Annotated in this window: 12 protein-coding genes; 1 reads left to right on the plus strand and 11 read right to left on the minus strand. The window is 38.9% G+C overall.

Annotated features, from left to right (window positions below; genetic code table 11):
* Positions 1–38: 38 nt before the first annotated feature.
* The 11 genes from FZ954_RS04680 to pcrA all read right to left on the minus strand — a co-directional run bounded on the left by FZ954_RS04680 (position 39) and on the right by pcrA (position 12017).
* Positions 39–965, minus strand: coding sequence for a glycosyltransferase family 2 protein (locus FZ954_RS04680; protein ID WP_148877462.1), 927 nt, complete (start codon positions 963–965; stop codon positions 39–41).
* A 37-nt stretch (positions 966–1002) separates the two neighbouring features.
* Complete coding sequence (locus FZ954_RS04685; protein WP_148877465.1) at positions 1003–1671, minus strand: excalibur calcium-binding domain-containing protein; 669 nt, start codon at positions 1669–1671, stop codon at positions 1003–1005.
* Positions 1672–1685: 14 nt separating this feature from the next.
* The gene (locus tag FZ954_RS04690; protein WP_262366223.1) at positions 1686–3227 is read right to left on the minus strand and encodes a DUF2142 domain-containing protein; all 1542 of its coding nucleotides are present in this window, start codon (positions 3225–3227) and stop codon (positions 1686–1688) included.
* A 22-nt stretch (positions 3228–3249) separates the two neighbouring features.
* Positions 3250–4254 (minus strand): glycosyltransferase, encoded by a 1005-nt coding sequence (locus FZ954_RS04695; RefSeq protein ID WP_148877469.1) that lies wholly within the window; start codon positions 4252–4254, stop codon positions 3250–3252.
* Positions 4244–5527: a lipopolysaccharide biosynthesis protein gene (locus tag FZ954_RS04700; protein WP_148877472.1), complete on the minus strand. Its 1284-nt coding sequence runs from the start codon at positions 5525–5527 to the stop codon at positions 4244–4246. The genes FZ954_RS04695 and FZ954_RS04700 overlap by 11 nt, the downstream gene beginning before the upstream one ends.
* The gene (locus FZ954_RS04705) at positions 5511–5852 is read right to left on the minus strand and encodes a DUF2304 domain-containing protein (RefSeq protein WP_148877475.1); all 342 of its coding nucleotides are present in this window, start codon (positions 5850–5852) and stop codon (positions 5511–5513) included. The genes FZ954_RS04700 and FZ954_RS04705 overlap by 17 nt, the downstream gene beginning before the upstream one ends.
* Before the next feature lie 4 nt (positions 5853–5856).
* Positions 5857–6552, minus strand: a complete 696-nt coding sequence (locus FZ954_RS04710) for a glycosyltransferase family 2 protein (protein ID WP_148877477.1) — start codon at positions 6550–6552, stop codon at positions 5857–5859.
* Between the two features lie 258 nt (positions 6553–6810).
* Positions 6811–7830, minus strand: coding sequence for a UDP-glucose 4-epimerase GalE (galE, locus tag FZ954_RS04715; protein ID WP_148877479.1), 1020 nt, complete (start codon positions 7828–7830; stop codon positions 6811–6813).
* Positions 7831–7954: 124 nt separating this feature from the next.
* Positions 7955–9235 carry an O-acetylhomoserine aminocarboxypropyltransferase/cysteine synthase family protein gene (locus tag FZ954_RS04720; RefSeq protein WP_148877481.1) on the minus strand — a complete coding sequence of 427 codons (1281 nt, stop codon included), beginning with the start codon at positions 9233–9235 and terminating at the stop codon, positions 7955–7957.
* Between the two features lie 98 nt (positions 9236–9333).
* Positions 9334–9732, minus strand: a complete 399-nt coding sequence (locus tag FZ954_RS04725; RefSeq protein WP_148877483.1) for an NUDIX pyrophosphatase — start codon at positions 9730–9732, stop codon at positions 9334–9336.
* Positions 9729–12017, minus strand: coding sequence for a DNA helicase PcrA (gene pcrA, locus FZ954_RS04730; RefSeq protein ID WP_148877485.1), 2289 nt, complete (start codon positions 12015–12017; stop codon positions 9729–9731). Before pcrA ends, FZ954_RS04725 begins: the two co-directional genes overlap by 4 nt.
* A gap of 147 nt (positions 12018–12164) precedes the next feature.
* Here pcrA and FZ954_RS04735 point away from each other — a divergent pair, with 147 nt between their 5' ends.
* Positions 12165–13355 carry a cation diffusion facilitator family transporter gene (locus FZ954_RS04735; RefSeq protein WP_125382563.1) on the plus strand — a complete coding sequence of 397 codons (1191 nt, stop codon included), beginning with the start codon at positions 12165–12167 and terminating at the stop codon, positions 13353–13355.
* Position 13356: the final 1 nt, after the last annotated feature.

A 13356-nucleotide genomic window follows, 5' to 3' on the forward strand; every position in this document is an offset into this window, starting at 1 on the left:
TTTTATTATATCAAAAAAAGCAGAAAAAATCTGCTTCTTTACTTACTCTTCTCCTTAATCACATAAATCGGGCGTTTCTTGGTTTCCATGAAGATTTTGCCTATGTACTTGCCCAATATACCGATGGTTAGCAGCTGGAAGCCTCCAATAAGGAGAATGACGGTCATAAGGGACGGCCAGCCCGATGTCGGGTCACCAAAAACCAAGGTACGGATAATAATTACTACCATCAGGATGAAGGCTAAAATCCAAGACAGGATACCTCCTAAAAAGGCGATGTTGAGCGGCGCATCAGAGAAATTGACAATACCTTCCAGAGAATAGTTGAAAAGAGACCAGAAATTCCAAGAGGTCTTGCCAGCCACTCGTTCAACATTTTTGTATGCCAAGTATTCGGTATTGAAGCCCACCCAGGCAAAAATCCCCTTGGAGAAGCGATTGTACTCTGAAACTTCCAGAATAGCGTCTACCATTGGGCGGCGCATCAGGCGGAAGTCCCGCGCACCATCTACCATCTCTACCTGACTAATCTTGTTAATCAGCTTATAGAACAAATTGGCGAAAAAGCTTCGGATTGGCGGCTCGCCCTCTCGAGTAGTGCGACGAGTCCCCACACAGTCCAGCTCAGGATTCGAGTCCAGCATGGCTTTCATCTCAATCAGGAGCTCGGGCGGATCCTGCAAATCCACATCCATGACCGTCACAAAATCCCCGCTCGCCTCTTGCAAACCAGCATAGAGGGCCGCTTCTTTTCCGAAATTACGAGAAAAGGACAGATAGTGCACATCTGGACAGCGACTGCTGAGCTCACGCAAAACAGCCAAGGTTTGATCTGTCGATCCGTCATTGACAAAAATATATTCGAACTGGTCACGGATTTGATATTTCACCGCTTTCATAGCTTCATGAAACAAAGGAATAGACTCTTCTTCATTAAAACACGGAACAATCACCGAAATTGTCATATTATTCCTTTCCTATACACATAGACAATAGATTATCTCATTTTTCGCACGCTACTCCATCTCCATCTTTATCTAACTTGCTACTATAACCCGGTTGCCCACGATAAATAGGGGTAACTCCTGCTCTCCTAGCAGCTTCACAATTAGGATAAATTCCACTTTCAGATATTGTACCTGAGTGATTTTCTACAGAAGAGTTATTAGATGAATGAGAAACTGGTTTGCCCAGCCCGATAGCATTCCAACTTATCCCTTCATAACGCCATCCCACTTGAACCAAATAGTCCTTCTCTCCTTCAGATAAAGTATAATGATGACTACCAGCTTTTGCATTAGGATTATATAATCTATACAACGGATGCTGACCTGAAGATTTCCATGAAACTCCTTCATATCTCCAACCAGCTCGTATTAAGAAATCTCGTTCATTTGCATTCAGAGTATAGTGATGATCACCCGCATTTGGATTGTACATTCTGTAAACATCTTGACCTTCCAGAGGAGCAATCCAACCGATTCCCTCGTAGTGCCACCCTACACCTACTAACATCTCTTTTTCATCCCAACTTGCTGTATAAAAATGTTCTCCACTATTTGGATTATACATTCTATACATTTCTACTCCACCATCGTTTGCACTTACTGACAAAACGTTTATAAACACCATAGATAGCAATACAGCAATAAAAATATAAACTTTCTTCATTTATAACTCCTTAACTAGGCTTTGACACCATAATATTCTAAAATTGTCAATACTATTGACATAATAATAAATAACAACGCAATAAATAATACGAGACTATCCCTCCTCTCTTCTTCCTCATTAGTCAAGACGACAGGTGCAGGAACATAGAAGTGCGAAACATTTAGTGCTAATCCCATTGAAAGTATGACTCCAATAAAATATCGTCCTTGAATGCCATTAAAACTCATTTCCGTTACTTTTCCCCACATCAGATAGGCTGTCATCAAAATTCCTAATGTTATACCGAAACCTACTAACAATGTTCCAAACTTACTAAAAGTAGGTAATGGATTATATTGCGGAATCATAAATATGATACAAGCAATAAAAGGAAGATAAAACCACATAAGATTTCCTAAACCATAACTTAACCAACCAAATGTAAATAGGGACGGGAGTAAATTTGGAATTAAATTAATTAGCTCTTTGAAAGAAAATAGCGAAAATGTTTTTAAGTGGGCGAAAGTGTACTTTAATTTTTCAACTGGATTCGCAACATCATTTACCTGAGTTATATTAATTCCACTAGATAAACGTAACCATAGGAAACTAATTATTGCAACAAAAACGATTGCAGTAATTATATACAAGTATGTGTGACGGCTTTTAAATTTATTTTTAGGAATGAATAATAATAAACCAACAAGCAAAACATAAGGAAGTTTTATAGTTGCCATTAATAAACATAGAGATGCAAAAATACAAATATCTTTCATATCCACTTTATTCTGACCTACCAAACTACAAAATGTTCCCAACAGTAAGAAAGTTAAACCATTCGCCATTCCATCAGTACTAAAAGACGAAGCTAAATAAACCGCCATCGGTATCATGGCAATTGTAGAGAATAATAATTCTTTTCCGTTAGATTTTTTTATAGCCAATCTCACCAATAATGAATACACAATTAAGTTAGAGAGTCTTCCCAAGAGTATAGATGCAAATACACTTAGTCCCAGAATTTTTGCTATTAAAATACCTACTACTTGCGGTAAGTATGGAACAAAAGAGGAAGCATTCGTTGCAACAAATTGCGGATAATAGGCTTTATCTGATGATGTTCGTACCTTATCTAATCCCGATTTTATTAGAGGTGTTTTCATAACTTTATCCGCTATAACCACATCTTTAGAAACCTGAAATTCCTTTGGTTTACTAGGTAAATAAAGATGTCCCTCAGATATATACAAAGCCCGCGAATAGTGAGCATTCTCATCTGGAGCGTCCAAAACTGGAGTTATGAAAGCAAAGATGCTTCCCATCAAGATAATCATTGTACATACTTTATTATGTATTTTCCCATCTACACAAACAGCTAAACTGCCAATTAGCCCCGTTATGATTAATAATGTTTTAGGTATAAAAATAATCGAGCCACCTAGATAAACATATATAGCTAAAACCATGAGCCATAATAGCAACAAATATTTCCATCTTTTTTTTACATTAACAGTTATTGCTAAGCAATATTGTTGTGCAAAATGAAGGAAGTGTTTAAAATATCCATCAAACATATATCCACTCATCCTTTTATATTTAACTGACTTTATGTTTCATAACCAGTAATAAACTGAAACATCTATATTTCAAAATTTTCAAAAATAATGGAACCACATATGCTAATGCAGAATTTATATTTACTTTTTGAATTCCTTGTTTAATGTATTTATTTCTTTCCCAATTTTTTCCAAAATATTTTTCCATAAATAAAATGATGTCTTTAAAATCTTGTTTCGTTGCCTTAGGGTATTTTAATAACCGATAAGTATGCCCTACACATAAATGCTCCAAGGCTAGATATTGTAATTCTTCTCTATACATTTCAAATTCATCACCAAATAAAGAGAAAAGATATTCTAAGGCATCATAAATATCAAAAATATTAGACTTACTTGAATTCATGATGGAATTAGAAGTATTCACTGTATATTTATATAAATATTTTTGTATATATGAAACATCCGAACATTTTGAAGTAACAAAAGGCATAAGAGCGATGTCTTCATAAATCTTTCCCTTTGGAAAACGATACGATTCTATAAGTGAGCTTTTGTAAATTCTAGTCCACGATGCATGCTTAGTAAGCATAAAAAGACGAATATTATTTGTAGTAGCGGTAGAATCATAGAAAGGATTAACTTTTAAATGTTTTATTGTTTTTTCAGCATTATCAAACAGATCAATATCAAAATAAATAACATCCTTTCCTTTGGCAAGCATAAACTCCTTTAAATAGCTTTTATAGATACTATCATCTGGATCAATAAATGCTATGTAGTCACTATATTTTGTCTGTTCAATGCCATAGTTTCTAGCATCTGATACTCCCCCGTTCTCTTTTGAAAACAATTCAATAAATGTATATTTTTCAACATATTCTCTAATAATATTTTCTGAATTATCGGTACTACCATCATTGATACAGAGTACTCGCAATGAACACTTTTCTATTTCCTCCTGATGGACAATACTATCTAAACACCTTCTCAAATATTTTCCAGTGTTATAAACAGGAATGATCACCGTTAAATCATATTTCATTTTTACTTCCTTTATCTCTACTTGCTAAAAAATAAATGCTTGCAATTCCAAATAAATAAACTAACATAACAATAAAAAAACTAATCGCGGCACCAAGCATACCTTTTTGATAAATAAATGGTTCTGTGATCAATTTAGTAAGTATCAAAAGAACAATATACAGGCCAACTAAAAGATGCTGTTTCCGTATAATCGTTAAAATATTCTCAAAAACAATTGCTAAAGCATATAAAACTCCCGAGAATATCAGAATAGTAAAAGGAAGTACATACTTGTTCAAATCCACACCAAATATTAAACTAAGTGCAGGCACACCGAATAAATAAGCTATAAATGTGACAAACAAACCGCCTAAAGATAGAAATCCTAATAATCTTTTTATAATTAATGAGAATTCTTTATATTCTTTTTTATTCCATAAAATGGCTAATTTTGTAATAAGGGGTCTAACAATTAAAATAATAAGACTCATAAAGAACACAGGCATAAACAGAATATTAAAATCACGTTGCATTCCAGTTTGTAAAAAGCCCTGATTAAGACCTTTTTCAATGATTATTTTAGGCTCATTTAATATATATAACAAAATAAATCCATTTACAAATAGCGGCCAACAGGCTAACAATATATCCTTTATATCTTTTTTATAGCGAGTAGACAACAATTCTCGGACTTGAATTTTTTCGAAATAAGCTACAAAACGCATCTCGTAGAAAAAAATGAGTAGCCCATTCCACATAACTAAAGAAAGCAAAGCAAGCACAACAGACTCAGATAGTAGTAATGTTATTAGTAATACTAGAACACTCGTAGAATATCGAATAAACATTGTTTTTCCAGCAATGTCCATACGCTCTCTTTGCTGAAACAATCCTTGAAATAGATCTGATACTGCATCCCACATGCGATAAAGAATCATAAGAAAGGTCAATAGAAGAGTCTCTAATGAATAACGGCCTTCACCAATTATATATAAATATGGAAACAAGGTAAGTATCATTATCGTAATTGTGAGGATACGCGTCTGAAAATAACCTATAAAACTATGCCGCTGCTTTACATCCGTGCCTTGATAATTCCGAACTTGAAATAAACCGATAACTATCCACAGTGTTCCGATGGAATTAGCCAAGCTAAATTGATCTGCTACTTTAGCAGAACTCAATCTTGTGATAATTAAAAGATATAATACAGATACCCCAGATGCTGCTAAATTTCCCAACAAATTCCAAAAATATATTTCTTTATCCGAGGGATTAGTTCGTATCTTCATCTTTGTTCCTCAATGCAATTATCTGTACTAGATTTTTAAATTTTGTATCCAGCTTTGATAACTTTAAAGTTAATTGAAACTGATTAATCAACAATAAAAAAATAATGAATAAAAAGATAAAGTTAACGGCTGAAACTATTCCTAAGGCATTTGCAATTTTTTCTGCTAATTTTGGAAAAATACTGAAAACTAATAAAACTATTGAGAAAAATATCCAAAATAAGGCATCATTAATTTGAACTTGGGATTTTCTAATACTACGTAAAATGAAACCACATGTCAAAATAGATACAATAGTTAATACAACTTGAAACCAAATTGTCATAATTTTAACCTCTCTTTCTAAAGTTTTGGATAATCAAAATAGATGCAAACATATGTGTCATATACTGAATAGAACGCGAAAGCGTCAGATAACTTTCACCTGCTTGACGTTCTTCCATCCGTACCTGAGCTTCTGCGACCTTTACCCCATGACGAATTAAGTAGGAAACTGTATCTGGTTCTGGTCCATAATTGATATTAAGTGCAAATTCTTTAATCAAATTCTCAGAAAACATCCGCATCCCTGATGTAGGATCATTAATCGTTTTGCCTGTTGTTAATTTAATTGCTCCACTAATCAATGTATTCCCTAACATTCTGAGAGAATTTTCTCGTTTTTCTGTAACAAAACGAGAACCAATCACCATTTCATATCCCGAATCAATCATTTCTTCTAAAATAGATATATATTCAGGTAAGTGTTGGCCATCGGCATCAAACTGCACTGCTTTTTTATATCCTTTTTCATAAGCATATCGAAGTCCCGTCTGAAAAGCGCCTGCCAACCCCAAATTTACTGGTAAATCAACAATATTATAGCCTTTAGCATGAGAAATTGCTGATGTTTGATCTTTCGAACCGTCATTAATAATAACATAGTCATACTGAGAATAATTTTGAATAATATTATCTACAACACTAACAATTGATGCTTCTTCATTATAGGCCGGAATAATAATTAATAAATCTGAAGATTTCACTGATTTGATCTCTCCTTAAAATAGTTTACACCTATTATACAATATATATGCCTCATTTTCTACTGTGTAAATGATTATAGTAGGCTCAATCATAAACCAATTTAGAATATTCAAAGACTAAGATTTCTTTATATCTAACTTTATAATCCTAAATAAGACAAAAATACGAACAAACTCAGATTAGTATACACTAATTTCGAGAATTTGTTCGCATTTATCTATCAATATAGAAGAAACTAGATTTTCACTTGAACCCCCCTAATCATCAAAACCATTCGGATGCTTACTCTGCCAACGCCAAGCGTCTTGGCACATTCGCTCAATATCAAACTTGGCTTCCCATCCTAGTTCATCTTTAGCTTTTTTGGAATCTGCATAACAAGAAGCTATATCTCCTGCACGCCGTTCTGTAATCTCATACGGAATTTTCTTTCCAACTGCTTTTTCCATATTTTTTATAATTTCTAGAACAGAATAGCCTTTTCCTGTCCCGAGATTATAAATATTTAGTCCAGCCTTTCCCTCTAGCTTCTGAAGCGCAGCAACATGCCCTCTTGCCAAATCTACAACATGAATATAATCTCTAACCCCTGTCCCATCAACTGTAGGATAGTCATTGCCGAATACTCGTACTGATGGCAGTTTCCCTACTGCAACCTGAGTTACATAAGGAAGAAGATTATTCGGGATTCCATTCGGATTTTCCCCTAAATCTCCGCTTTCATGTGCACCAATAGGGTTAAAATAACGAAGAATCACCACATTCCAACTCATATCGGCTTTATAAATATCTGTCAAAATTTCTTCTGTCATTAATTTTGTTCGGCCATATGGGTTTGTAACTGAAAGTGGAAAATCTTCTAAAATTGGAACTGTGTGAGGGTCCCCATACACCGTCGCTGAAGAACTAAAAATAATATTTTTACAATTAACCTCTTCCATCACTTTTAAAAGCGTTAAAACACCTGTGATATTATTCTTATAATATGCAAGAGGTATTTCCATAGACTCTCCTACCGCCTTTAATGCAGCAAAATGAATAACTCCTGTAGGTTTCTCTTTCATAAAAATTTCGAGCAACTTTTCCTCATCACAGACATCTGCTATATAAAATGGAATGTTTTGCCCAACAATTTTTTCAACAATTTCAATGCTTTTTTTGTTGCTATTGATTAAATTATCAACTACTACTACTTCATGACCAGCATTAACTAGTTCAATAACAGTATGAGTACCTATAAAACCTGCCCCACCTGTAACTAAAATTTTATGTCTCATTTAAATTAACCTTAACTAATTAAAATATACTGACATTATCTCACAAAAATTCATTATGTTCAAAAAAAAATTAGAATATTTAAAAATTCAATTTCTAAATATTCTAAATCATAGCTATTATTTGTTAGATAGTTTCCAAAGCTATTCTCAAATCTTCAATCAAGTCATCCACATTTTCCAAGCCGATAGAGAGACGGATTTGATTTGGTGTAATGCCTGCTGCCAGCTGAGCATCTGGTGACATCTGACCATGAGTTGTCGTGGCTGGATGGACGACCAAGGACTTAGCATCTGCTACATTGGCCAAGTCAGAGAAAATCTCTAGGCTGTCAATAACCTTACGAGCTTCTTTCTCTCCGCCTTTGACATTAAAGGTGAAGATAGAGCCTACGCCTTTAGGGAAATATTTTTCTGCCAAAGCATGATATGGACTCTCAGCAAGCTTGGGATAATTGACCTGCTCGACCTTAGGATGCCCTGCTAAGAATTCCACAATCTTCTCAGCATTGGACACATGGCGCTCTACACGCAAAGAGAGAGTTTCCAACCCCTGCAGGAAGAGAAAGGCATTGAAGGGAGACATGGCTGCGCCCGTATCGCGCAAGAGCTGAGTCCGGACGGCGGTGACAAAAGCTGCTGCTCCGACATCGCGCGTATAACTGATATCATGATAGCTTGGGTCCGGATCAACAAACTGCGGAAACTTGCCAGAAGCTTCCCAGTCAAAACAACCGCTGTCCACAATCACACCACCGATGCTGGTTCCGTGACCGCCGATAAACTTGGTCGCAGAATGTACCGCGATGTCCACTCCATGAGAAAAGACATTGATCAGATAAGGCGTGGCAAAGGTATTGTCGGAAATCAGCGGAATTTTATGGGCATGAACCAGCTCGGCCAAAGCATCAAAGTCAGGGATATTAATCAGCGGATTGCCCAAGCTCTCAATCAGAACCAACTTGGTATTGTCCTGAATGGCTGCTTCTACTTCAGCCAGATTTTCAATATCAACAAAAGTCGTGGTAATGCCATAGCGAGGCAGGGTTTCTTTGAGCAGATTAAAGGTACCACCGTAGATGGTAGAGGCTGCTACTACGTGGTCGCCAGCATGGGCCAAAGCTAGAATGGTGTAGGTAACAGCTGCCATACCAGAAGCTGTTGCTAGAGCTCCGACTCCACCTTCCAAAGCCGCAATGCGCTCCTCAAAAGCAGACAGGGTCGGATTGGTAATCCGAGTGTAGATATTACCCGGTTTACGCAGGGCAAAAAGATCTTCTCCCTCCTGAGTATCGTCAAACACGTAGGAAGTTGTCTGGTAAATAGGCAGAGCCCGCGACTTAGTTGTCGGGTCCACTATTTGTCCAGCATGAAGCTGCAGAGTTTCAAATTTAAATTCACGTGTCATAAGGTCACCTCACTATAGTTATGTGATAAGTCTACCACTAAACGCCTCGCTTGACTAATAGAATTTCCTTATCAAAAGAAATAAAGAGAAGCTATATCTTATAGCTTCTCAGATATAATCTCAAAAGTCGCCTGATTGCTGGGCCAGTACAGCTGTGACGAAACTTTGTCTAAAGCTACCCACTGAGCTCCCACATGCTCATCAGAAATCTGGATTGCCTTCTGTTCAGTTAGAACTAGAAAAAGATTTTTGTGGATGGTCAGATTTTCATCAATCTTTACCGTAAAATCTCCAAGACTAGTCAGATTTGAACAATCTAAGAGCAAGCCGGTCTCTTCCTTTATTTCACGAAGACAGGCTTCTTCTGGACTCTCACCACTCTCAATCCCACCAGTAATGGGCTGCCAAAAGGAAACTGTCTCATCCTCAACTTTCAAGAGCAAGATTTCTCGTTCCTCTGGATGGTAGATCCAGGCTTCAATCGACCGCCTCATCATGATTTTTTCTCAATCGGTGCTATGCTGGCCAGCACTTTCTTCAGACCAACTTCTGGGAAATTAATCTTGAGCTCTTGACTGTTTCCGCTACCAGAGACTGCCAGAACAGTCCCATCGCCCCATTTCTTGTGGTGGGCAATATCTCCAATAGCCCAAGCAACTTCCGGCTTAGATAGCTGGTTCTGACCGCTCTTGCCAAAAGGCAGGCTGCCTGTAGAAATCGAACTTGGTGCTGCCTGACGTTTCCGCTCTTGTAGAGCCTGGGCCAGACTCATGCCCTGACCGAATTTGCTAGTATCGCTGTTGGTATAACTAACCTTAAAGGAGCTGTTGGCTGGTCGAGCCAGTCCCTGATAGTTTAGCAAGTCTGAACTGATTTCTCTCAAGAAGCGAGTCGGCTGATTGTAGTTGGTACGACCATAAAGCAGACGGGAATTGGCATTGGTCAGATAGAGAATCTTCTCTGCTCGGGTGATACCGACATAGGCCAGACGCCGCTCCTCTTCCAGCTCATCCTCATCTTCAGATGCCCGGCTCAGAGGAAAGACATTTTCCTCCATACCAACCAGAAAGACGACTGGAAATTCCAATCCCTTGGCTGCGTGAAGGGTCATCAAAGTCACTTCAGAACTCTCCTGCTCTCCATCGTCTGTGTCTGCAATCAAGGCCAAGTCATTAAGAAATCGGCTGAGCTTATCAAGTCCCGTCTCATCAGCTGGATTGTCTGGATTTTCATCAAAGCTCTTGGTTACAGATAGGAATTCTTCGATATTTTCAATCCGAGCTTGGCTCTCCAAGGTTGCCTGAGCTGCCAAAGCTGCTGAGTAACCTGTCTTTTTCAGAACAAGCTCTACTAATTCAGTCACACTATAGTCATCCAAACGATCCCGCAAATCGAGTATCAGATTGGCAAACTCATAAACTGCCTGAGCCGCCTTGCCCTTGACCGGTGACAGCATGATATTAGCTGACGCCTCCAGCAAAGAGATTTCTTGACTAGCCGCAAAATCCCGAATCTTGTCTACCGTTCCTGGACCGACACCCCGCTTGGGCTCATTGACCACGCGCTCATAGCTGATATTGTCGCTAGGATTGGCGATGAGGTTGAGATAAGAAATGACATCGCGGATTTCCTTACGGCTGTAGAACTTGGTACCCCCAACCATGGTGTAGGGAATATTGGCTTTGAGCAGGGCTTCCTCCACCGTCCGTGACTGGGCATTGGTCCGGTAAAGGACCGCAAAATCCTTATGACTGTAGCCTTCTCGGCTCAGCCGATCAATAGTTCGGGCGACAAAGAGAGCCTCGTCCTGCTCGTCATTAGCCCGATAGTAGACTATTTCCTCACCGTCTTCATTCTGAGTCCAGAGATTTTTAGGACGACGTTTGCGATTGTTTCGGATCACTTCATTAGCCGCCTGAAGGATGGTTTTAGTAGAGCGATAGTTTTCTTCAAGCAAAACAACTTTGGCTTCTGGATAATCCTTTTCAAAGTCTAGGATATTCTGCATATCGGCTCCCCGCCAGCCATAGATAGACTGGTCAGCATCTCCGACCACACAGATATTCTTAAAGCGAGAAGCTAAGAGCTTGACCAGCTGGTACTGGGCGTGGTTGGTATCTTGATACTCGTCCACATGGATGTACTGGTAACGTTGTTGGTAGTAGGTCAGGACATCAGGATTTTGGTCAAAAAGGCGCAAAGTCAGCATGATCAAATCGTCAAAATCCATGGCCTCAGACTGGCGCAATTCCTTTTGGTAGGCCGTGTAGCACTTAGCTACAATCTCTGTGTACATATCACCAGCCATATTTGTATAGGCCACCTCATCAATCAGGTCATTCTTGGCATTGGAAATGGTCCCTAGAATGGCGCGCTCATTCCACTTTTTAGGATCCAGATTGAGATTTTTGAGAATCCGCTTCATCAGGGTCCGCTGCTCGCCTGGATCAACGATGGTGAAGTTGCGATTGTAGCCGATATGATCTGCTTCTCGCCGCAGGATACGTACACACATGGAGTGGAAGGTGGCGATTAAGCAATCTTGGGTGGCTGGATTGAGCGCTGCTGCTCGTTCTTTCATCTCCCGCGCCGCCTTATTGGTAAAGGTAATGGCTAGGATATTCCAAGGATTGACCATCTTTTCATCAATCAAATAGGCGATGCGGTGGGTCAAGACACGAGTCTTTCCTGAACCAGCCCCTGCCATAATCAACAAGGGGCCTTCTGTCGTCTGGACCGCTTCGGCCTGACGGTCATTCATACCGTTTAATAAGGGATTCATCTTCTATCCTTTCAATATAACATCAAACTGAAAATCAATGCTTCCATTATATCAAAATTCGAGTGAATTTGTTATCGAAAAGGCAACTGTCTTCAATTGAAATTCGAGTGTGAAAAAGCTATAATAGTAGTCTAGAAAGGAGCAGCCATGAACAATCATCCAAGTGACAATCTCAAACTTGCCGAACGAGGCGCCCTCCTAGCAATTGCCACCTACATAGGCCTATCCGTTACAAAAATCATTGCAGGTGCGGCACTGACATCCTCAAGTTTGACGGCGGATGGTTTCAACAACGTCTCCGATATCGTTGCCAATCTAGCAGTTTTAATCGGCCTTCGTATGGCACGAAAACCAGCAGATAAGGACCACCGCTTTGGCCATTGGAAGATTGAAGATCTGGCCAGCTTAATTACTTCTTTCATCATGTTTTTTGTCGGTTTCAATGTCCTCATTGATACGGCTCAAAAAATCATTAACAAGGAAGAAACCTTGATTGATCCTGTGGGAGCCATCGTCGGGATTGTATCAGCCATCATCATGTTTGGCGTTTATCTTTACAATAAAAACCTAGCCAAAAGGGTAAAATCCAAAGCTCTGGATGCGGCTGCCAAGGACAATCTCTCGGACGCCATCACTTCTCTGGGCACATCGGTTGCTATTATTGCCAGCTCCCTGAAGTTTCCCATCGTTGATAGGCTAGCAGCCATCATTATTACTTTTTTCATTCTGAAAACGGCCTATGATATTTTCATGGAATCCTCCTTCAGCCTATCAGACGGCTTTGATCAAGATCTTTTAGACGATTACAAGCGTGCCATTCTGCAAATTCCCAAAATCACACGCGTCAAGTCCCAGCGTGGCCGGACCTATGGTAGCAATATCTATCTGGATATTATACTGGAAATGAACCCTGACCTCTCCGTCTTTGAAAGCCATGAAATAGCTGATCAGGTGGAGGACATGCTTAAAGAACGCTTCGGCGTCTTCGACATTGATATTCATATTGAGCCAGCCCCTATTCCTGAAGATGAGATTCTGGATAATGTCTATCAAAAACTCCTGATGCGTGAGCAATTAGTCGACCAAGGCAGTCAATTGGAGGCACTCTTATCTTCCGATTTTGTCTACATTTCCCAAGACGGTCGCCAGCTAAACAAAGAGGAATTTCAACTAGAGAGAGCCCAAACTTCTCCCATCAAAAATTTAGAAATTACATCCGTCAGCCAAAAGACCAAGCTGATTCGCTATCAAATCGGCGATGTCATCCATACTAGCCTCTGGCGCCGCCACGAAGTCTGGCAAAATATCTTTCACCAAGAAACACGAAAAAACAACTAGT

This window comes from Streptococcus sp. Marseille-P7375, from assembly GCF_902460365.1.
Lineage (GTDB): Bacteria > Bacillota > Bacilli > Lactobacillales > Streptococcaceae > Streptococcus > Streptococcus cristatus_I.

Excerpts from the sequence above, each read along its gene's own strand:
- FZ954_RS04720 (WP_148877481.1), bottom strand. The coding sequence starts at position 9,235 with ATGACACGTGAATTTAAATTTGAAACTCTGCAGCTTCATGCTGGACAA.
- FZ954_RS04700 (WP_148877472.1), bottom strand. The coding sequence starts at position 5,527 with ATGAAGATACGAACTAATCCCTCGGATAAAGAAATATATTTTTGGAAT.
- FZ954_RS04680 (WP_148877462.1), bottom strand. The coding sequence starts at position 965 with ATGACAATTTCGGTGATTGTTCCGTGTTTTAATGAAGAAGAGTCTATT.
- FZ954_RS04705 (WP_148877475.1), bottom strand. The coding sequence starts at position 5,852 with ATGACAATTTGGTTTCAAGTTGTATTAACTATTGTATCTATTTTGACA.
- FZ954_RS04695 (WP_148877469.1), bottom strand. The coding sequence starts at position 4,254 with ATGAAATATGATTTAACGGTGATCATTCCTGTTTATAACACTGGAAAA.
- FZ954_RS04685 (WP_148877465.1), bottom strand. The coding sequence starts at position 1,671 with ATGAAGAAAGTTTATATTTTTATTGCTGTATTGCTATCTATGGTGTTT.
- FZ954_RS04735 (WP_125382563.1), top strand. The coding sequence starts at position 12,165 with ATGAACAATCATCCAAGTGACAATCTCAAACTTGCCGAACGAGGCGCC.
- galE (WP_148877479.1), bottom strand. The coding sequence starts at position 7,830 with ATGAGACATAAAATTTTAGTTACAGGTGGGGCAGGTTTTATAGGTACT.
- pcrA (WP_148877485.1), bottom strand. The coding sequence starts at position 12,017 with ATGAATCCCTTATTAAACGGTATGAATGACCGTCAGGCCGAAGCGGTC.
- FZ954_RS04690 (WP_262366223.1), bottom strand. The coding sequence starts at position 3,227 with ATGTTTGATGGATATTTTAAACACTTCCTTCATTTTGCACAACAATAT.
- FZ954_RS04725 (WP_148877483.1), bottom strand. The coding sequence starts at position 9,732 with ATGATGAGGCGGTCGATTGAAGCCTGGATCTACCATCCAGAGGAACGA.